Below are 19823 nucleotides of genomic sequence, written 5' to 3'. Positions count from 1 at the left end.
GCACTGGTCGAAATGGCGACGAACCAGCCAAGCCCGAGCACGTGCCAGCCACTACCAACGACGCGGCCATCACGAAGTGTTGTTGCAGTATTAGACCATGTCTCAGTAGGTGAGCTTCTTGTAGCAGGTGAGAGTGGCGGCGAGGGTGAGGAAGGCGCAGAAGTGGTTGGCGTAGCGGTCGTATCGGATGGCGAGTCGGTGGTAGCCGAACAGCCAGGCGATGGATCGTTCGATGACCCAGCGATGTTTGCCGAGCTTCTTGCGCGACTCGATGCCCTTGCGGGCTATGCGGACCTTGATGCCGCGGCCGCGAACCCACTTCCGCAAGTCAGCCTGGTCGTAGGCCTTGTCGGCGTGTAGTTTCCCGGGTTTGCGTCGGCGGGGGCCGCGTCGGGATGTGATCGCGGGAATGGCCATGACCAGCGGTTTGAGAGCGTAGGAGTCGTTGGTATTGGCCGCGGACACCGCCACGGACAAGGGCAGCCCGGCACGGTCGGACAGGACGTGGATCTTCGAGCCGCTCTTGCCGCGATCGACGGGGTTCGGGCCGGTCATGGGTCCCCTTTTTTGGCTCGAACGGAGGCTCCGTCACAGACCGCCCCGGACCAGTCGATCATGCCCTGGCCGCCGAGTTCATCGAGGACCGCGCGGTGCAGCCGGGGCCACAGACCGGCCTTGGTCCATTCGGTGAACCGGCGATGCGCAGTCGGCACGGTGACCCCGAACGACGGCGGCAGATACCGCCACGCGCACCCACTGGTCAACACGAACACGATCGCCGTGAACACACCCCGGTCGTCGATCCGTGCCGGTCCACCACCCCGCGGACGAACCCCGTGCTCCGGAATCAGCGGCTCCGCCAGCGCCCACAACTCATCCGGCACCAGCCGCCGAGACAGATCATCCACAACCCAAGATCATCCAACACGACCAGCCAAACCCTACTGAGACACGCTCTTAGCGGGTCAGCCGGTCACTTCATCGGTGCCGCTGCCGGCTGTTAGCTGCGTAGATGGCGGCGGTGGTGCCAGCTGAATGGTTGCGTTATCCGGTCAGCCGTTCACTTCATCAGCGTCATTGCCAGCAGTCCGCCGCAGAGACGGACTGCCACCACAAATACCCCCGCAGCTGAAAGGAGGTGCCAACCAAATGCTCAACTCACCCCAACACCACATCAATCACCCGCTGCAACTCCTCCGTCTCCAATGGCTCCGCCTCATCAAGCCCCTGAGCCGTCGCCACCGCATCCGGCAGACTCAAATCCGGTCCACCACGCAACACATCCGCCGTAGCCATCAACCGAGCAGCTTCCCCTGGCAACCCCACCCGCAACGCGTGATCAGCGACCGCGACCACAGCGTGCGCGAGATAAACCACATCCCCACCCGACATCGTCAACTCGTAAACCTCGCGCCGCATCCCGGCAGCGGTCTCGAGCTCACCAGCCTCAGCCGCCAAAAACGCCCGGGACTGCAACATCATCGCGCGGAACAGCGGGTGCAACGGCAGATGCCGAACCAAGTCCTCGGCCCGATCCAGCTCCGCGATAGCGACCTCCCGCTCACCCCGCCACCGAGCCAGATCCCCTCTGGCCTGGGCCAGTCCGGCGAGCGCGTCCGGAAACGCGACCGCGGCGGAATCCCGGTCCGCTGCCGCGAGTTCGGCGTCCGCGGCCGGGATGTCGCCCATCAGCCAGTAGAGCTGGGCGAGGCGGGCGCGGACCCACAGCACGTCTTCGAGCGTCCCGATCTCCGTGACGACGTGGATCGACTCGCGGTATTGGTCGATGGCGCGGCGGAAGTCGCCGCGGCGGGCGGTGAGTTCGGCGAGGTTGGTGAGGCCGAGGGAGAGGCCCCAGCGTTCGCCGCTGAGGCGGAACAGGCGCACGGACTCCTCGGCGTCGGCTTCGGCGGTGGCGTGGCCGTAGCCGAGGTTGAGCTGCAGGCGGAAGCGGTTCTGGTAGGCCTGGGCGCGGACCCACGGGTCCTCGTCGGCGATGAGTTCGTCGAGGGCCTCGATCCGCGGGCGCGCGCCGGTGCGGCCGCTGGACAGCAGTTCCTGCAGGGGCAGCATGAAGCGCAGCAGCGGGTGGCGGTGCTCGGTGTCGGCGGACAGCTCGACCGCCGCGCGGGTCCACTCGTCGGCCATGCTGTCGTCGGCGATGCCGGCGGTCACGAAGAGCACGGCGAACGCGTTCGCGGCCGCGCGGTGGTCGACGTTGGCGTCGCCCGGCACGCCGAGCGCTGCCACGATCAGTTCCTGGCCCTCGGCCTTGTGCCCGCCGAGCAGCCAGTACCAGCCGGCGGCGGCCACGAGCCGCAACGCCGTGGCGGCGTCGGCGGCCGCGACGCTGCCGCGCACCGCGGCCGTCAGGTTGCCGTGGTCGGCCGCCAGCCGGGCCAGCCACTCGAGCTGTTCGGCGCGGCGCAGGTGTGGATCGGCCGTTTCCGCGAACTGGGCGAACCACTCCGCGTGCGCGCGCCGGACCTGCTCGCGTTCGCCGGCGTCGTCGAGGCGTTCGAAGGCGTAGGCCTTGATCGTCTCCAGCATGCCGTAGCGGGCCTCGGCCGAATCCGACACGACCAGCAGCGATTTGTCGACGAGCGCCGTCAACAGGTCGGGTGCGTCCTCGACGCCGGACACCGCGGCCGCCGCCTCCGTCGTGGCGCCGCCGGAGAAGAAGGCGAGGCGGCGCAGCAGCGTGCGTTCGGCGTCCGACAGCAGTTCCCAGCTCCAGTCGACGACCGCGCGCAACGTCCGGTGCCGCGGCAGCGCCGTCCGGCTGCCGGCCGCCAGCAGCCGGAAGCGGTCGTCGAGGCGCGCGGCCAGCTGCGGAACGGTGAGCGACCGCAGCCGCGCCGCCGCCAATTCGACCGCCAGCGGCATGCCGTCGAGCGCGCGGCAGATCCGCGTGACGGCGTCGACCGTCGACGCGTCCACCTCGAACCCGGGACGCACCGCGGCGGCGCGATCGGCCAGCAGCCGCACCGACGCGCACGACATCGCCTCCGGCACGCTCGCGCCTTCGGGCGGCAGCGCCAGCGGTTCGACGGGCCACAGCGCCTCGCCCGTCACGGCCAGGGCTTCCCGGCTCGTCGCGAGGATGCGCAGGCGCGGGCATTCGCCCAGGAGCCGTTCGGCCAGCTCGGCGGCCGCGTCGATCACGTGCTCGCAGTTGTCCAGTACCAGCAGGGCCTCGCGGCTGCGCAGCGCGTGCACGGCCCGTTCGGCCGAGGTGGCGCCGCCGCCGAAGCTCAGCTGGCCCTGCTCCCGCACGCCGAGCGCGGCCAGCACGGCCTGCGCCACGTCGGCGCCGTCGGTGATCGGGGCGAGCTCGACGAGCCAGGTGTCCCCGGTCGTCTGCTCGAGCAGCTTCCGCGCGGTTTCCGTGGCCAGCCGCGTCTTCCCGGCGCCGCCCGGCCCGATCAGCGTGGTGAGCCGGTACTCGGCCACGAGCTTGCCGACCTGCGCGACGTCCGCGTCCCGGCCGACGAAACTCGTCAGCCCGGCGCGCAGGTTGGTGCGCACTTCGTCCGGCGCGGTGTCCACAGTGGAATCACGCAGGATCGCCGTGTGCACCGCGGAAACCTGCGCCGACGGATCCGCGCCGAGCTCCTCGACGAGCGCCTTGCGCAGCCGCTCGTACACGGTCAGCGCTTCCGCCGGCCGCCCGGCCGCGTACAGCGCCCGCATCAGGGCCGCGGCCAGCCGCTCGCGCAGCGGGTGCTCCTGCAGCAGCGCGGCGAGCTCGCCCGTCAGCTCCTCGCCGCGGCCCAGCCGCAGCACGGCCTCCGCGTGGTCCTCCACCGCGCCCAGCCGCAGTTCCGTCAGCCGCGCGATCGGCCCCTGGAAGTATTCGCCGTCGGCCACGTCCACGAGCGCCGGCCCGCGCCACAGCTCCAGCGCTTCTCGAAGAGCCTCGGCATCACCCGTCCGCCGCCCGCGCGCCACGAGCTCCTCGAACCGCTCCACGTCGACCTCGGCCCCCAGCCGATACCCGACCGACGTCGACTCCAGCGCCACCCCCGCGCGCCGCAACCGGGACACCAGGGCCTGCAACGCGTTCGCCGTCGCGGGCGGCCGCTCGCCCCACACCGCGTCCACGAGCCGCCCGGCGGGCACCTCCCGCCCGGCCTCGAGCGCCAGCGCGCTCAACAGCGCGCGCAACCGCGCGCCCGCCACTTCGACGGCCTCGCCTTCCCCGGTCCGTACCTCCAGGGGCCCCAGCAACCCGATCCGCACCGCCCGATAATGCCGGAACCCACGCCTGCTGTGCGTCAGGGAGATCCCGGATTTGCGCGGCACTGCTCCCCTCGACGCGCTCGGGCCGCCGGCTCGTCCTGGCCGACCTGCGAATATGGCGGCTTCTCGGCCCCGCTGGCAGCTTCGAATCTGCCGCAGCACGTGCTTGTGCCCGCCCCGGCCGGCCCACCGATACCCCCGCCCTCCCGAGGGGGGCGTCCCCGAGTCCATTCTATCGGCCACCACCGACAAAACCGGCCCAGAGCGGTCGTGGGGGCGAAGCTGTCCACAACTCCCGGTGTTGTCCACACCCCAAGGCGCCCGACGAACCCAAGGTGCAGCTGACCAGGCGTCCCCGATTGCTCTGCCGGAGTGGCCGCTCATGGGTGTGCTCCTCGGCAAGGCCAACAACCATGACCTCGCCAGCGCCGCCGAGTACGTGTGCAGGTCGGCCGCCATGAGCCCCGACTCGCTGGTCCGCGGCCACTTCGCCAACCCGTACCTCGTCTCGGAGGTCGAACCACAACACGACATCACCCAATTCGTCCATCTCCAGGCGGCCAACAGCACCACCCGCTCTCGGCGACGCTGATGCTGCGCCAGGGCCCCGACGGCGGCTACTGCCTGTTCGGCGTGATCTGCCCCGGCGGAACTCTCAGTGGGGTGTTGCGGGTCTGGCGCATCGTCGATTGCTCCGCCGCAGTGGCCGTTCATGGAAGAACGCCACGGCGCGATCTAAATCGTCGAAGCGTCGCCGAGAGCGTGATCGTCGCTGGTGAGCGCGCCTCCCGGCGACGGTGCGAGATAACCGATCGCACACTGAACAACGGGGTCGAACCACCAGCGCCGGCATCCGAGCAGCCGCGCTCCACCACCGCAGACCCGGCCACCCGCACGACCCGATGAAGCCCCACGCCCCCAACGTCAGCCTCGCCATGAACACTCCGTGACCACGACAAGCCGCGTCGTTGCGTGGGTCTGGCGCGGTTCGTACCTACAGTGGCCGGGTGACTACGCCAGCGCAGCACAAGCGCGACCAGGCCACCGCGCGCGTCGGCCGTCTGCAGGAGGACATGCGCGCGCGGCTCGCGGCCCTGCCGGAGCTGGACGACGCCGGGCGCACGCGCGCGCTCGACAGCCTGGTCGACACCGCCGAGGACCTGCTGCGCACCGAGCACGAGGTGGAGACCGCGAAGGAGCAGGTGCGGGCTGCGAAGCTGGAGGAGCACCGCGCCGGCACGCAGCGGCTCGCGCTGTACCTGGCGGCGGTGCCCGTCGCCGTCGGGATGATCGCCGGGGCGCTGATGCTGTTCGGCGGCATCGGGCCGGTGTGGGTCCTGCTCGCGGTGCCGCTGGTCGTGGCCGGGTTGCGGATCGCGCTGGGGCCGCTGGGGCCGACGCCGTTGAGGGTCGACCGCCGGCTGCGGGCGGCGTGGAGCGGCGCGCTCGGGGCGGGGCTCACGGCCGCCGCGCTGATCGTGCTCGCGAGCACCGCCCAGGTCGTGCTCGTGGTCCTCGCCGCGCTCGCCACCGCGGTCACCGTGCTGTTCCTGGTGCAGGAGGTCCGATGACCTACTCCGAGTACTACCCCGACACGGACTACTACGAGCCCGGCGAAGAAGAGCGCGATCCGGAGTTCGACGCGCTGTCCGAGACCGTCGACGGCGTGCAGGAGACCGTCGTCGACCTCGAGACGCGCACCGGGCGCGAGCTCACGGAGCTGCGCGAGACGTTCGACGCCTTCACCGACGCCCACGCCCGCCACGAGTCACGCCTCGACCAGGCGACCCGGCAGCTGGAACGGCTGCGCCAGCGCCTGCAGTTGCTCGAACGCGCGGTGCGCGTGTCGGAGAAGGTGCCGGTGGTGGACCTCGACGACGTCGGCCCGGCGCTGCGCAAGCTCGCCGCCGACGCCGAACGCCGCCACGCCCTCGCCACCCAGCTCCTCACGGCGAACCAGCGCCGGCCGTACGAAGAGGACCTCCAGCGGCTGCCGCAGGCGCGCGAAGCCCTGCTGGAGGCCGACAGCGCGCTGATCGCCGTGCTCGGCGTGCTCGCCACCAGCCAGCGCGGTGACGACCGCCGCGCCGACGCGGAGGTGCGACTGTCCGAAGTGGTCGCCCGCCGCCGCGGTGTGCTCGACCGGCAGCTGCCCGCCGCCACCAAGGACGCCGAGGCCGCGCGCCAGCTGCTCGACGCCGACGACGTCACGCGCACCCGCGTGCTCCCGCAGATCGAAAAAGCCGAACGCGACTGGGAAGAGCTGCACTCGAAGCTGCGCGAACGCATCACCGACGCGATCGGGTCCAGCGCGCTGCTGCCGGTGTGGTTCACGCACGCGTTCGGCGTCGCGCCGCCTTCGGGCGCGGCCGGCGACCGCTGGATCCGCGCGGCGACGTCGGCGCTCGCCTACCGCGTGACCCACGGCGTTGCCGACCAGGCGCTGCCGCTCGGCGAACCCCCGGCCGACGACACCGACTGGGCCCAGCCCCAGTGGTCCTGGCGCGCCCGTCTCGAGCAGGACATCGAGGACCTCGACATCAACGGCGGCTAGCTGTGCCGTTCGCTACCAACCCGACCACAGTCACGGCGATCCGGCTTGCGTAGTGCTGCCCCGGGGCCGCCTGCTTTGGCCGGATGGCAACTAGGCCTGCGCGATCCGCACCAGGTTGCCCGCCGGGTCGCGCACGGCGGCGTCGCGCACTCCCCAGAACTGGTCGGCCGGCTCCTGCAGCACCTCGGCACCGGGCGCGGCCGAGACCTTCGCGAAGGTCTCGTCGAGGTTGTCGGTGCGCAGGTTGATCGCGCCGAGCTCACCCTTGGCGAGCAGCGCGGCCACGGTGTCGCCGTCGGTCTGCGACCGGCCGGCGTGCGGCTGCGACAGCACGATTTCGATCTCCGGCTGGGTTTCGGTGGTCAGGGTGACCCAGCGGAACCCGTCGTTGCTGACTTCGTTGCGGACCTTGAAGCCCAGGGTGTCGCGGTAGAAGGCGACGGCGGCATCGGGATCGTCGACGATCACGTGCACTGCGGCGATGGAAACAGACATGAGGTGAGATTATGCGGGCGCACCGACGGGCGCTTCTCCGAAACTGCTCTTGCTGCCGGTCTTGCGCGGGCGCGTCGCCACCATCGTCTGGCACGGCGGCACTGCGGCGACGTCCTCATGGTTGCGCGCGCGGTAGGCCGACGGCGTCTCGCCGACCAGCTCCGTGAACCGCGCCGAGAACGAGCCGAGGCTCGTACACCCGACGGCGAAGCACGCTTCGGTGACGGTGAGGCCGTTGCGCAGGAGCGTCTTGGCGCGCTCGATGCGGCGGGTCATGAGGTAGGAGTACGGCGTTTCGGAGTACGCGTCGCGGAAGCGGCGGCTGAAGTGCGCCGTCGACATCAGCGCGGTGCGGGCCAGCGCCGGGACGTCGAGCGGCTCGGCGTACTCGCGGTCCATCCGGTCACGCGCCCGGCGCAGTCGGCGCAGTTCGTCGAGGTCGGCACCCATGGCCCCATTCTGCACCGTCACGCCGGTTCGCCGGGAGTTTCGTCCGACTCGGGCGCCAGCGGACGCTGCGCCCAGGCGACGTCACGCCACGCTCCGTGCTTCCACCCGATCCGCCGGAAGGTGCCGATGGGCTCGAACCCGAGCGCCCGGTGCAGGCCGACGCTGGGGTCGTTCGGCAGCGTCATACCCGCGACGGCCGTCCGGAACCCGCGCTCGGCCAGCCGGGCGAACAGCGCTTCGTAGAGCTTCCGCCCCGCGCCCGTGCGCCGCCGCCCCAGTTCCAGGTACACGCTGACCTCGCACGACCACCGGTACGCCGCGCGCTCCTTGTACGGGCCGGCGTACGCGTACCCGGCCACGCGTCCGTCGTCCTCCAGCACGAGCCACGCGTGCGTTTTCGCGGCGCGCTTGATGCGCTCCGCCATCTCGGCGGGTGTCGGCGGCTCGAGTTCGAAGGTGATGGCGGTGTCGCGGACGTACGGCGCGTAGATCTCCGCGCACGCCTCGGCGTCGCGTTCGTCGGCTTCCCGGATCAGCATGGGCACTATAGTAGCCGATATTGGCTGCTATAGTATCGAATTATGACAGACCCGCTGTCGGCCTCCCTGGCTTCGACGCTCCGAGAAGCGCGGCTTTCCCGCGACCTCTCCACGGCCACCCTGGCGGACCGCAGCGGCGTCTCCCGCGCCATGATCGGCAAGATCGAACGCGGCGAAGCCCAGCCGACGGCCGTCCTGCTCAGCCGGCTCGCCTCCGCGCTGGGGCTGACGCTGTCCGAACTCGTCGCCCGCGCCGAAGGCTCGGCCGACCGCCGGCTCGCCCGCCTCGCCGACCAGCCGACCTGGACCGATCCCGTCACCGGCTACGTCCGCCGCTCCGTCTCGCCGCCCGCCCGCGGCGCGACGGAACTCGTGGAGGTCTCCCTCCCGGCCGGCGCGTCCGTCGGCTTCCCCGCCGATTCGTACGCGTTCGCGGACCACCAGATCTGGGTGCTGTCGGGCCGCCTGCGCTTCGTCGAGGGCACCGACGTCCACGACCTCGAAACGGGCGACTGCCTGCACCTCGGCAAGCCGGTGCCTGGTACGTATGTGAATCCGACGGAAGAGGCGTGCCGGTACCTGGTGGTGCTGACGAAACGCTGATCGTTCGAGGGGGGACGGATGAACGGGGCTCGGATCGGGCCGGCCGAGGTGCTGGCCGTGGCCGGTGGACTGGTTTCGGGCGGGTTCGCGGCGTTCGCCTACTACACCGACGGGTTGCGGATCCTGGCCCACGCCTTCGTGCTGTGGATCGTGCTCGTCGTCGCCGTGTCGTCGCGCGCTTCGCCGGGGCGGGCCTACTGGCGCACGGTCGCCGCGCTCGTCCCGGCGGTGCTCGCGTTCTACTTCGGCAAGAAGATCGCTTACGGCGTCAAGTACTCCGGGATGCCGTACCTGCTCGACACCGGGACCGTCGTGCTCTGGTGCGTGCTGGGCTTCGCCGCGGGTCTGCTCGGCCTCGTCTTCCGGCACATCGGCACCGACACGCGCGCCGGCGTTTTCGCTACGGCGGCCGCTGTGGGCCTCCTTCTTGCCGACGCCGTCCGTGAAGGGGGCCGTCAGGACCCGGTGACGCTGACCGTCGCCACGGTGCTGGGTATCGGTGTGGTGCTGTGGCTCGGTGTCGGGTCGCTCAGGAAGCTCGGGCTTGTTGTGGCGCTGGCTGTTCCGTGTGCTGTGGTGTCGACTTTGCTGGTGGCGCTTCCGGACGTGTTCGAGGCGCTGCTCTGATTTCTCGAGCGCGGGTGTTCGTGGTTTTTGTGGGTTGGTAAGGGTCTTCTTGGCCTGCCTGGATGGTTGGTTGGGGGTGCGGGTTTCGGTCGGAGGTTGGCATCGTGTCTTGCCGGATTTGGCGGGTGCTTCAGGTACTCGCCGGGGTCGGGCATCGTGGACGTTCCTGTCTTTGCCCGGTTTGCATTGCTGGCTGGGCTTTCCTCCGGTGGCTGGGCGTCGTCGGTCTTGCTTGGTCGCGTTGATGGCGGTCTTGCTGGTTCGAGCTCTTCCAGCCGGGTGGGCATCGCGTTTTTTGCGGTCTTGCTCGCTCCTGGCCAACATACCGCCGCGGGCCCGTCATTGCGGTTGTACAGCCCGGGTTGTCCACAGGCCAGCCAAGTTGTGGACAACCGCCTCGCCTGGCGGCTACTTTTCCGAAACTGTCGGTGCCGGCCGATAGAATGGAGGTGCGGACCCCTCTGGGAGGGCGTAGATTTGTATTCCGGCAAGGTCGTTTATGGTGTTCAGAGGTGGATACCGAGCGGGGTGAGAGCTCGGTGGGGTTGCCGGTCATGGCGTAGTCCGGCGGCGACGTCGGTCCAGCGGTGTGGCACAGGCGCTAGCAGTGGTTGCCGGTGGCGTGGTGGGATCTCGTGCCAGGGCAGGGCCCGGAGTAGCGCGTGGAGGCGGTGCTGGTCTCTTCGTTGACGATGAACACGTAGTTGGTATCGCGGGAATGTAGGTAGTGGGCATGGGCGGCGGTGGTGTGCCGGGTGTCGGCGGTGGCCACTCGCCTGGCCGGATCGACGGTGTTCAGCAGCCCGGAAACCAGGCGATTTCGCTGTTGCCGAACGGGACCCGGCGTTGGCCGACAACCGGCGCGCTCCTGAGTGATGGCGGCGAGCAGGTGCATTCCGGCACCGCCGGTGCGGGGAACGTTCCGAGCGTTTCCTCCCCACTCCGATCGCTTCTGGCAGGGTGGCGTTATCGGGTTCGGCGGCGGTGTCGTCGCCGTGGTGACTGGGCAGCCAGGCGCCGATCGCGTCGTCAAGAATGTCGCCATCGAGACGGCCCGCGACGCGACGCACCGGTGGCCCCACCCAGCGAAAGAAAGCGGCACGAAGAGTCCACAAAGGACAACCGGCCGGAACCCCGAAGGGCCCGGCCGGCTGAACAACCAAAACTCAAGAAAGCTCCGGAACCACCTTAGACGCGTAAAGCTCGATCCCCGAGCGGTCGTACGCCGCTTCGGCGAAGTAGGAGATCGCGTAGGTCATGCCGAGGGATTCCATGTTCTTCAGGCGCTCGACGATCTGCTCGGGGGTGCCGACGAGCAGGCCCTTCTCGAAGTTGCCGTACGTGGACTCGAGGACGTCGGCGGGCAGGTGGGGCGCGTAGTGCGCGCGGATCCAACCCAGGCGGTCCTGCACGTCCTTCTCGGTCTCGCCGATGACGACGTTGTAGTTGGCCGAGCGCACGATCGCGCCGAAGTCCGTGCCGAGGTCCTTGCAGTGGCCCTCGAGCACCGAGGACTTGTGCGTGAAGCCCTCGACGTCGCCGACGAAGTTGGTGTACTGGGCGTACTTCGCGGCCGTGCGCAGCGTCTTCTTCTCGCCGCCGCCGGCGATCCACAGGGGGATGCCGCCGTCCTGCAGGGGCAGGGGGCGGGAGAGGGCGCCGTCGACCTGGTAGTGCTTGCCGTCGAGGGTGGCTTTGCCCTCGGTCCACAGCTGGCGCATGATCTGCACGCCCTCGTCGAGCATGCCGAGGCGCTCGCCGGCGCTCGGGAAGCCGTAGCCGTAGGCGCGCCACTCGTGCTCGTACCAGCCGCCGCCGATGCCCATCTCCACGCGGCCGCCGGAGATCACGTCGATCGTGGCCGCGACCTTCGCGAGGTAGGCCGGGTTGCGGTACGCCATGCAGGTGCACATCTGGCCCAGCCGCACGCGCGAAGTGGCCGCGCCGTAGGCCGCCATGAGGCTCCACGCCTCGTGCGTCGCTTCCTCGCTGGGCACGGGCGTGGTGTGGAAGTGGTCGTAGACCCAGATCGACTCGAACGGGCCCGCGTCCGCGAAGCGGGCGAGGTCGAGCATGGTGGTCCAGTGGTCCTTCGGGTCGATGCCGACGAGGTCGAAGCGCCAGCCCTGGGGAACGAAGAGTCCGAATCGCATGGCCCCGACCCTAGGCCTTGAGCGCACTCCAGGTGCCCTCGGAACCGGTGAACGTCACAGGTCCGGCAACGGCTGCGCCACCCCCAGCAGCTCCGCGAACGGATCACCGACCGATTCGACGCGCTCCACGACCGTCCGAATCGTCCAGTGGTCGGGGGTGAGCTCCGGATCGTCGAGCTCATCCCATTGCAACGGAACGGAAACCGGCGCACCCGGGCGCGGGCGCACGCTGTAGGGCGCGACGAGCGTCTTGTTCAGCACGTTCTGCGTGTAGTCCAGCCGCGCCTTCCCGCCGCGGCGGTCCTTCTGCCACGCCCAGCTCACGAGGTCCGGCAGCGTGCGCCCGATCGTCTTCGAGACGGTCTCGGCCCACTTGCGCGTCTCGGCGTAGGTGTAGCGCGGCTCGATCGGCACCCACACCTGGATCCCGCGCTGCCCCGTGACCTTCGGCAGCCCGATGAGCCCGAGGTGGTCGAGCGCGGTGCGGTGCAGGCGGGCGAGGGCGAGCACGTCGTCGAAGGACGTGTCCGGGCCGGGGTCGATGTCGAACAGCGTCCACGTGGGGTGCTCGACGTCCTCGATCCGCGACGTCCACGCGTGCAGCTCCAGCGCGCCGAAGTTGGCCAGCCACGCCAGGTCCGCGACCCCCTCGGGCACGAGGTACTGCTGCACGTCGTCGGGATCGGCCGCCTCGTAGTGCCAGCGGTGCAGCCACTGCGGCGCGTGGTCGGGCACTTCCTTGTGCCAGAACCCCGGTTTTTCGATGCCGTTGGGGAAGCGGTTGGTGTTGAGCGCGCGCTCGGCCAGGTAGGGAAGCATCGTCGGGCCGATGCGCGTGTAGTACCGGACGAGGTCGCGTTTCGTGATGGGGTCTTCGCCGTCGCGGCCGGGGATGAGCACCTTGTCGAGGTTGGTGAGGGCGAGCTTGCGCCCGGCGACGGTCCACGAGCCCTTGGCGCCCAGCTCGTCGAGCGCGGCCAGCTCCTCGTCCGAAGCGGGCCGGAACACGGGCTTGAGCTTCTGCTCGGCTTCGGCGGCGGGCAGGTCGCCGCGCCAGAGCGCAGGTGGAGCGGCCTTGATCTCGTCGTTGGTCAGGCCGCTCTTCACGGACTTCGGGTGGTCCTCGGCGTCCCAGCCGGTCGTGGCGTGGTCGTCCTGCTTGTGCAGCAGCAGCCACTGCTTGCCGTCGCCGTCACGACTCGGGTGGATGAGCACGAAGCGGCCGAGCAGCTTCTCCCCGAACAGGTCGAAGTGGAGGTTGCCGTCGGCGAGCGCCTGCTCCGGGTCGTCCGTGTCGACGGGCTCCCAGGTGCCGCGGTCCCACACGATCACGTCGCCGCCGCCGTACTCGCCGTGCGGGATCACGCCCTCGAAGTCGGCGTACTCGAGCGGGTGGTCCTCCACGTGCACGGCCAGGCGCCGCGCCTTCGGGTCCAGCGTCGGGCCCTTCGGCACGGCCCAGCTGATGAGCACACCGCTCAGCTCCAGCCGCAGGTCGTAGTGCCGACGCCGGGCGCGGTGGCGTTGCACGACGAACCGGTTGCCGGGCGACGTCGCGGCGTCGCTGCCCGCGGGCTCGGCGGTGCGCTCGAAATCGCGCATCTCGCGGTACTTCCTGAGCCGCTCCGCCGCTGAGTCCATGGGTCCGCCCTCCTGCAGGCAGAGTAGGACACTTCCGATCAGCGGTCCTGTTCTCGCGGTGCGGTGAGCGCGTCGGCCGCCGCCCGGTGCCGGCCGCCGTGCTGGATGTGGCTCTCTTCGCGCAGGCGCTCGACCATGTGCGGGTAGTGCAGCTCGAACGCCGGGCGTTCGGACCGGATGCGCGGCAGCTCCAGGAAGTTGTGCCGCGGCGGCGGGCTGGTCGTCGCCCACTCCAGGGAATTGCCGAAGCCCCAGGGATCGTCGGTCTCGACGAGTTCGCCGTAGCGGTAGCTCTTCACGACGTTCCAGATGAACGGCAGCACCGACGCACCCAGGATGAACGCTCCGATCGTGGAGATGCTCTGCATGATGGTGAACCCGTCGCCTCGCAGGTAGTCGGCGTAGCGGCGGGGCATCCCGGCGGCGCCGAGCCAGTGCTGGATCAGGAACGTGGTGTGGAAGCCGATGAACGTCGTCCAGAAGTGCCACTTGGCGAGCGGCTCGTCGAGCATCCGGCCGGTGATCTTGGGGAACCAGAAGTAGATGCCGGCGAACGTCGCGAACACGATGGTGCCGAACAGCACGTAGTGGAAGTGCGCGACGACGAAGTAGCTGTCGTGCACGTGGAAGTCGAGCGGCGGCGCCGCGAGGATGACGCCGGTGAGCCCGCCGAGCAGGAACGTGACGAGGAACCCGATCGACCACAGCATCGGCGCTTCGAACGTCAGCGTGCCCTTCCACATCGTGCCGATCCAGTTGAAGAACTTGATACCCGTGGGCACGGCGATGAGGAACGTCATGAACGAGAAGAACGGCAGCAGCACCGCGCCGGTCGCGAACATGTGGTGTGCCCACACGGTGGCGGACAGACCGGTGATGGCGATCGTCGCGAACACCATCGTGCGGTAGCCGAACAGCGGTTTCCGGCTGAACACGGGGATGATCTCCGTGACGATGCCGAAGTAGGGCAGCGCGACGATGTACACCTCCGGATGGCCGAAGAACCAGAACAGGTGCTGCCAGAGGATGGCGCCGCCGTTGGCCGGGTCGAACACGTGCGCGCCGATGTGCCGGTCGGCCAGCAGCGCGAACAGCGCGGCCGTGAGGATCGGAAACGCGAGCAGGATCAGCACCGCGGTGAGCAGGATGTTCCAGGTGAAGATGGGCATCCGCCACATCGTCATGCCGGGGCAGCGCAACGTGACGATGGTCGTCACCATGTTGACGGCGCCCAGGATCGTCCCGAGCCCCGACACGATCAGGCCGGTGATCCACAGGTCGCCGCCGATCCCCGGCGAGTGGATGGCGTCGGACAGCGGCGTGTACGCGGTCCAGCCGAACTCCGGCGGGCCGGCGGGCGTGAGGTAGGCGCTGATCACGATCAGCCCGCCGAACAGGTAGAGCCAGTACGAGAACGCGTTCAGCCGCGGAAACGCGACGTCCGGCGAGCCGATGTGCAGCGGCACCACGAAGTTCGCGAACCCGAACAGGTTCGGGGTGGCGTAGAGCAGCAACATGATCGTGCCGTGCATGGTGAACAGCTGGTTGTACTGCTCGGGGGAGAGGAACTGCATCCCGGGCTGTGCGAGTTCGGCGCGCATCAGCAGCGCCGTGAACCCGCCGATCAGGAAGAACGCGAACGACGTCGTCAGGTACAGCACACCGATCGTCTTGTGATCCGTCGTCCGGACGACCTTGAGGACCTGTCCGCCCTTGGGTCCTCGCCACGCAGGCCGCATCGGAACCGGAACAGGCCTGTTCACGGTGTCGGTCATCGGTCCTCGACCCCCTAACGGCGCGCGGGCGTACCCATTGTGGGCACGCTCACGAGGGCCGATCGGGGTCGGTTTTTCAACGCGGTGGAGCGGCCGGCGGGGCGGGCGTTTTCGCGGGTCAGCGGTACATGACCGGCGGGACCGGTTCGTCCTCCGCGCCGGCGCAGGCGGCGATGTCCGTGGTGGCGGTGGCCTGGTGGAGGAGGCAGTAGAGCTGCTCGCGCTGCTCGACGCTGAGAGCGGCGAGCACCTCGTCCTCGACGGCGGCCAGGACGAACTCCGCCTTGGCCAGCTTCTTCGCGCCGACGTCCGTGAGGTCCACGACGTGCCGCCGGCGGTCTTCGGGTGAGCGGCGGCGCTCGATCAGGTTGTCGGCTTCGAGGTCGTTGAGCAGGCCGACGAGGTTCGTGCTGTCGATGCCCAGCGTGGCCGCGAGGGCCTGCTGGGTGCTGCTGCCGTGGTCGCGCAGGACGGTGAGCGTGAGCAGGTGGCGTGGCCGCAGGCCCAGGGGCGCCAGCACTGTCTCGGACCGCGTCCGCACCCGGCGGGAGAGGTGGTCGAGCAGGGCGCCGCACCGGTGGGGCGGCTGGTTGACGACCGGGAGCGAGGTCATGCGTCCAGTGTACGAGAACTCGCTAGTCGTCCGTGTGCTATAAATGGTTTGTCCTACACAAACGATCCATGGGTGGCTAACGAGATGCCTCACCTCCTCCACATCGACTCCAGCATCAACGGCGACCGATCCGTGAGCCGCAAGCTCACCGCCCGCGCGGCCGACGCGTGGCGCGCAGCGCACCCCGAGGGCACCGTCACCTACCGCGACCTGGGCGCGAACCCCGTTCCGCACTTCGACTCCGTGGCCGGGCTCGCTCGCCTCGTGCCGGCCGAGGAGCGCACGCCCGAGCAGAACGAGTCCTGGAAGCTGACCCAGGAACTGGTCGGCGAGATCCGCGAGGCGACCACGGTGCTGCTCGGCCTGCCGCTGTACAACTACGGCGCCCCGAGCGTCGTGAAGGCCTGGGTCGACCACCTCATCGCGCCCGGCCTGGCCTTCGACCCCGCCACCGGCGCCGGCCTGCTCGACGGGCGCGAGTTCCTCGTCCTGGCCTCCCGCGGCGGCGGTTACGGCGAGGGCACCCCGCGCTTCGGCTGGGACCACGCCGAACCGTGGCTCCCGCACGGCCTCGCGATCACCGGCATCGAGCCGCGCTTCATCTCCGCCGAGCTGACGCTCGCCGACACCAACCCCGCCATGGCCGACCTCCGCGACCTGGCCGCCGAGAGCCTCGCCGCCGCCGAGCGCGAGATCGACGAGCTCTGGACTCCGGTCAACGCCTGAGTTCTTGCGTGGGCGGCTCGCACGGTGGTCCGCCGGCTCGCCACGGTCCCGCGGGGGAGACCGTGGCGAGCGTCGGTTCCACAGTGGACACGACCCGTGAAGTCGATCACCCGTGCCCGCACGCCGCGGGGTGGCAGGCGTACGTTGGCGACATGCCGTCGCCCCAGGACGCCGCCTTCGCCCGCCTCCTGACTTCGAGCTACGAGCGCTTGGTGGGCACCCCGCTCGTCACGGGCTCCCCGGGCGACCTCCCCCACTGGCTCTACGCGGAGGCCCCCTTCGGCCTCCTCGCCCACGACACCGCCGGCGACCCGCGCTTCACCTACGCCAACCTCACGGCGCAGCAAGCCTTCGAACGTCCCTGGCCCGAATTCACGGGCCTCCCGTCCCGCCTCTCGGCCGAACCGGACCGTCAAGAAGACCGCGACGCCCTCCTCGCAGCCGTCACGGCCCACGGCTTCGCCACCGGCTACCGCGGTTGCCGCATCGCCAAGTCGGGCCGCCGCTTTTGGATCGAAGACGTGACCATGTGGAACCTCACCGACGCCACCGGCGTGAACCACGGCCAGGCCGCACTGTTCCCGCGCTACACGAACGCCTGAACCACTGCCGGCTGCGCGGTCTTCTGCGATGCGCGCTCGCTTGGCGGTCTTTTTGCTCTGTGCGGGTTTTGCGCTCTGCGGGGCGGCCGAGCCGCTCAGTGTCGCGCGCTGGCTGAGCCACGATCGCCGCACGGAAGCATCTCCGCTTGGGTGTCGCGGCCGGCGGTTTCCGGCTGTCCGCGGCGTTTTCCCAGTGTTCGCGCAGCGTTCACCGGCGCCGGGGGTGGGCCGGCGCCGGTGGGCGTGCGTGGTCGGGTCAGACGATGTCGCTGTGGCGGATGCGGTAGACCTGCAGGCGCAGGTCGTAGTACTTGGTGGTTTCGCCGACCCACTGCATGCCGAGGCGTTCGGCGGTCGCGATGGCGCGGGTGTTGGACGGCCGCGCGACGGCGAACAGTTCGTCGGTGTCCTGGGTGAACGCCCACTCGATGAGCGCCCGCGCGGACTCCGTCGCGTAGCCCTGGTGCCACGCGTCTGGGTGCAGTTGCCAGCTCAGCTCCAAGTCCTCCTGGTACGGCGGCAGCAGCCGGATCCCCAGTCCGCCCACCACCGCACCGTCGGAGGCGCGCGCCACGGCCCAGCGGCCGCGGGGCGGGACGAGGTTCGGCTGCGCCTCCTGCCACGCGTGCAGCACCGACCGCATCGCCGCGATGTCGGTCACCCGGTCCATCGCGGGAGTCAGCCAGTGCGTGACCTCATCCGAGCCGTAGACGAGGAAGGCAGCTTCGGCGTCGTCGACCGACCAATCCCGGATCACGAGGCGGTCGGTGGTCAGAGGCATGTCCATGTGTGAACGGTACGCCGAAAACGCCCTTCTCAGGCGGGTGATCCGCGGCACCCGTGGGGTGTTGGCGCTCCTCGATACGTCCTGGTGGCCTCCTGACTCCGTCGTGACAGGTTTCTCACAACCGGCTGGCACGCTCGCGGCGTGCGTTCATCGATCACCGTTCTCGTCGCAGGCGCCGCGTTCGCCCTGCTCACCGCCTGTTCCGGTCAGCCCGCTGCGCCGCAGGTCGCCACGCTCGACACCGGCAGCGCCACCGCCGGCGCCCCCGCGTCGGCGACCACAGCCGATGCCGATGCCGGCCGCCCACAGCTGCGGCTCGACAGCTCGCCCGAGGAGAAGCAGGCCTACTGGGACGCCTACGACTCCTGCCTCCGCACCAACGGCCACGCCGTCCTCAATGGACGGACCGGGCACTCCGGGCCAGTTGGCGGCCCCGGCAGCCCGCCCGCGCTCGACATGAACGACGACAGCCCCCAGTCCAAGAAGGCCGAAGCCGCCTGCAAGGGGAAGCTGCCGCTGCAGCCGCCCCAGCTGTCGCCGCGGACCAACCCGAAGTTCAACGACCAGTTCCACGACATGGTCAAGTGCATGACCACCCAGGGCGCCCACGTGCACGTCGCCCCCGACACGAGCGTCGACCCCGACGGCCTCACCTGGCGCATCGACGACGGCTCGTCTGATACCTACGACAACCTCGACAAGCTGGCCGACCAGTGCCAGCTGCAGGCGTTCTCGAAGTAGCTCGCGTACGGTGTGCCCGTGGAGATCTGGGTCAATCCGCGGTGCTCGAAGTGCCGCTCCGCCGTGTCGCTGCTCGACGAGGCCGGTGCCACCTACACGGTGCGCCGCTACCTCGAGGACCCGCCGACGCCCGCCGAGCTCGAGTCCGTGCTGGACCGGCTCGGGCTCGACCCGTGGGACATCACGCGCACGGGCGAGAAGGTCGCGGCGGAGCTCGACCTCAAGTCGTGGTCCCGCACGCCGGCCGATCGCGCCCGCTGGATCGAGGCGCTGGCGGCCAACCCCGCGCTGATCCAGCGCCCGATCATCACGGCCGACGACGGCACCACGGTCGTCGCGCGCGACGAGGAGACGGTCCGGTCCGTCCTCGGCTGACCCGCCGGGGTGTCGTGCGCCGCTGTTCCGTCCATTCGCCTCCCTGTGGTTCTCCGTGCGTGCTGGGTCCTGCTCTGCCGGAATGTCTCAAAAGTATCATAAAGCGTCTCAATAATGCTAGCCCGGCAAGTGGCGGTACACCGTCGCGCGTGAGACGCCCAGCTCGTCGGCGATCCGGGTGGCCGAGAAGCCCTCGTCGTGGAGCTTGCGGCACAGGATCATCAGGTTGTCGGTCATCACCGTCGGCCTGCCCCGTCCGGCGCGCGGGCGCGGCTGGTCGAAGAGCCGGTGGACTCCGTCGAGCACCGCGGCGCGCAGTTCGTCGGCCGGCTGGTCGGCGAAGAGCACCACCGGATCGCTGAGCATGGCGATGGCTTGCGCGGCCCGGACGTCCGTGGCGAGGTTCCCGCCGGGGCCCGCCACGATCAGGTTCGCGCGCAGCATACCGTTGCGGAAGCGGTCGAACACCGACTGGGACGCCGTCAACCCGAGGTCGCGCAGGTTGAGGCGCAGCAGGTAGCGGTGCCGCAGCCACACGTCGAGCAGGCCTTCGATCGCCGCGTCACGGGCTTGGTGGGGGTCCATCGCGAGGGCCTGCGCCGAGTCGATCGCGGCCTCCAGGTCGACCAGCATCGGCTCGGCGAGCGCGGCGATGATGTCGGCCTTGCCGGGGAAGTGGTACAGCACCGCGGTCTTCGTGACACCGACCCGTTCGGCGATTTCCCGCACTGACGTCGCGTGGTACCCGCGCGCGGAGAACATGTCCATCGCGACGCTCAGGATGCGGGCCCGGGTGTCGGGAGGAACGTCTTCTGTCACCCGGTCAGCTTACCTCCTTGCCTGACCGCCGGACAGGCGTGTACCTTCGGCACTGACCGGCGGTCAGCGAGATCGTCGGAC

General features: G+C 69.8%; 21 protein-coding genes. 9 read left to right on the top strand and 12 right to left on the bottom strand.

The annotated features are described in order from the left end of the window. Nucleotides 1-102: 102 nt before the first annotated feature. Both ACIA77_RS49250 and ACIA77_RS49245 read right to left on the bottom strand, forming a co-directional pair. Nucleotides 103-899, bottom strand: a protein-coding gene (locus ACIA77_RS49250; RefSeq protein WP_395893142.1) for an IS5 family transposase whose coding sequence is annotated in 2 segments (ribosomal slippage) — nt 103-555 and nt 558-899 — 795 coding nt in all. Because the reading frame shifts where the segments join, the coding sequence is not laid out codon by codon here. Nucleotides 900-1158: 259 nt separating this feature from the next. Beyond that, nucleotides 1159-4242, bottom strand: a complete 3084-nt coding sequence (locus tag ACIA77_RS49245) for a BTAD domain-containing putative transcriptional regulator (RefSeq protein WP_395893141.1) — start codon at nt 4240-4242, stop codon at nt 1159-1161. Between the two features lie 382 nt (nt 4243-4624). Between ACIA77_RS49245 and ACIA77_RS49240 the strand changes: the two genes are divergently transcribed. The 3 genes from ACIA77_RS49240 (at nt 4625) to ACIA77_RS49230 (ending at nt 6796) form a co-directional block, all read left to right on the top strand. Beyond that, nucleotides 4625-4834, top strand: a complete 210-nt coding sequence (locus tag ACIA77_RS49240; RefSeq protein ID WP_395893140.1) for a hypothetical protein — start codon at nt 4625-4627, stop codon at nt 4832-4834. A 415-nt stretch (nt 4835-5249) separates the two neighbouring features. Continuing rightward, nucleotides 5250-5813: a hypothetical protein gene (locus ACIA77_RS49235; protein ID WP_395893139.1), complete on the top strand. Its 564-nt coding sequence runs from the start codon at nt 5250-5252 to the stop codon at nt 5811-5813. After that, nucleotides 5810-6796 carry a hypothetical protein gene (locus ACIA77_RS49230; RefSeq protein WP_395893138.1) on the top strand — a complete coding sequence of 329 codons (987 nt, stop codon included), beginning with the start codon at nt 5810-5812 and terminating at the stop codon, nt 6794-6796. Before ACIA77_RS49235 ends, ACIA77_RS49230 begins: the two co-directional genes overlap by 4 nt. 90 nt (nt 6797-6886) lie before the next feature. Here the strand turns inward: ACIA77_RS49230 and ACIA77_RS49225 are convergent, their stop codons facing one another. The 3 genes from ACIA77_RS49225 to ACIA77_RS49215 are packed head-to-tail and all read right to left on the bottom strand — an operon-like array spanning nt 6887 to nt 8280. Next, the gene (locus ACIA77_RS49225; protein WP_204091152.1) at nt 6887-7291 is read right to left on the bottom strand and encodes a VOC family protein; all 405 of its coding nucleotides are present in this window, start codon (nt 7289-7291) and stop codon (nt 6887-6889) included. A 9-nt stretch (nt 7292-7300) separates the two neighbouring features. Beyond that, nucleotides 7301-7741 (bottom strand): helix-turn-helix transcriptional regulator, encoded by a 441-nt coding sequence (locus ACIA77_RS49220; protein ID WP_395893137.1) that lies wholly within the window; start codon nt 7739-7741, stop codon nt 7301-7303. A gap of 17 nt (nt 7742-7758) precedes the next feature. Further along, the gene (locus tag ACIA77_RS49215) at nt 7759-8280 is read right to left on the bottom strand and encodes a GNAT family N-acetyltransferase (RefSeq protein WP_395893136.1); all 522 of its coding nucleotides are present in this window, start codon (nt 8278-8280) and stop codon (nt 7759-7761) included. Between the two features lie 42 nt (nt 8281-8322). On the opposite strand from ACIA77_RS49215, the gene ACIA77_RS49210 reads away from it, so the two are divergent. Further along, nucleotides 8323-8883, top strand: a complete 561-nt coding sequence (locus ACIA77_RS49210; RefSeq protein ID WP_395893135.1) for a helix-turn-helix domain-containing protein — start codon at nt 8323-8325, stop codon at nt 8881-8883. 18 nt (nt 8884-8901) lie between these two features. Next, on the top strand, nt 8902-9510 hold the full coding sequence (locus ACIA77_RS49205; protein ID WP_395893134.1) for a hypothetical protein: 609 nt from the start codon (nt 8902-8904) through the stop codon (nt 9508-9510). Nucleotides 9511-10111: 601 nt separating this feature from the next. Here the strand turns inward: ACIA77_RS49205 and ACIA77_RS49200 are convergent. The 5 genes from ACIA77_RS49200 to ACIA77_RS49180 form a co-directional block, all read right to left on the bottom strand. Next, complete coding sequence (locus ACIA77_RS49200; RefSeq protein WP_395893133.1) at nt 10112-10405, bottom strand: hypothetical protein; 294 nt, start codon at nt 10403-10405, stop codon at nt 10112-10114. Between the two features lie 271 nt (nt 10406-10676). After that, nucleotides 10677-11663, bottom strand: a complete 987-nt coding sequence (locus ACIA77_RS49195) for an LLM class F420-dependent oxidoreductase (protein WP_395893132.1) — start codon at nt 11661-11663, stop codon at nt 10677-10679. A gap of 54 nt (nt 11664-11717) precedes the next feature. Beyond that, nucleotides 11718-13304 (bottom strand): non-homologous end-joining DNA ligase, encoded by a 1587-nt coding sequence (gene ligD, locus ACIA77_RS49190; protein WP_395893131.1) that lies wholly within the window; start codon nt 13302-13304, stop codon nt 11718-11720. 38 nt (nt 13305-13342) lie between these two features. After that, nucleotides 13343-15079: a cytochrome c oxidase subunit I gene (gene ctaD, locus ACIA77_RS49185; protein ID WP_395893130.1), complete on the bottom strand. Its 1737-nt coding sequence runs from the start codon at nt 15077-15079 to the stop codon at nt 13343-13345. Nucleotides 15080-15197: 118 nt separating this feature from the next. Further along, nucleotides 15198-15692, bottom strand: coding sequence for a MarR family winged helix-turn-helix transcriptional regulator (locus tag ACIA77_RS49180; protein WP_395893129.1), 495 nt, complete (start codon nt 15690-15692; stop codon nt 15198-15200). An 84-nt stretch (nt 15693-15776) separates the two neighbouring features. Between ACIA77_RS49180 and ACIA77_RS49175 the strand changes: the two genes are divergently transcribed. Then, complete coding sequence (locus ACIA77_RS49175; protein ID WP_395893128.1) at nt 15777-16418, top strand: FMN-dependent NADH-azoreductase; 642 nt, start codon at nt 15777-15779, stop codon at nt 16416-16418. A 152-nt stretch (nt 16419-16570) separates the two neighbouring features. Next, the gene (locus tag ACIA77_RS49170) at nt 16571-17020 is read left to right on the top strand and encodes an MEKHLA domain-containing protein (protein ID WP_395893127.1); all 450 of its coding nucleotides are present in this window, start codon (nt 16571-16573) and stop codon (nt 17018-17020) included. A gap of 256 nt (nt 17021-17276) precedes the next feature. On the opposite strand, the gene ACIA77_RS49165 is transcribed toward ACIA77_RS49170, so the two are convergent. Further along, entirely contained in the window at nt 17277-17807 is a 531-nt protein-coding gene (locus tag ACIA77_RS49165) for a GNAT family N-acetyltransferase (protein WP_395893126.1), read from the bottom strand. A 141-nt stretch (nt 17808-17948) separates the two neighbouring features. Between ACIA77_RS49165 and ACIA77_RS49160 the strand changes: the two genes are divergently transcribed. Both ACIA77_RS49160 and ACIA77_RS49155 read left to right on the top strand, forming a co-directional pair. Next, nucleotides 17949-18548, top strand: a complete 600-nt coding sequence (locus tag ACIA77_RS49160) for a hypothetical protein (RefSeq protein WP_395893125.1) — start codon at nt 17949-17951, stop codon at nt 18546-18548. A gap of 18 nt (nt 18549-18566) precedes the next feature. Next, nucleotides 18567-18923: an ArsC/Spx/MgsR family protein gene (locus ACIA77_RS49155; RefSeq protein WP_395893124.1), complete on the top strand. Its 357-nt coding sequence runs from the start codon at nt 18567-18569 to the stop codon at nt 18921-18923. A 117-nt stretch (nt 18924-19040) separates the two neighbouring features. On the opposite strand, the gene ACIA77_RS49150 is transcribed toward ACIA77_RS49155, so the two are convergent. Beyond that, nucleotides 19041-19742 (bottom strand): TetR family transcriptional regulator, encoded by a 702-nt coding sequence (locus tag ACIA77_RS49150; protein WP_395893123.1) that lies wholly within the window; start codon nt 19740-19742, stop codon nt 19041-19043. Nucleotides 19743-19823 lie beyond the last annotated feature (81 nt).

The organism is Amycolatopsis sp. NPDC051903, from assembly GCF_044452505.1.
GTDB lineage: Bacteria > Actinomycetota > Actinomycetes > Mycobacteriales > Pseudonocardiaceae > Amycolatopsis.
The sequence above is the reverse complement of the archived record's forward strand: the minus strand, read 5'-3'. Positions and strand labels throughout refer to the sequence as shown.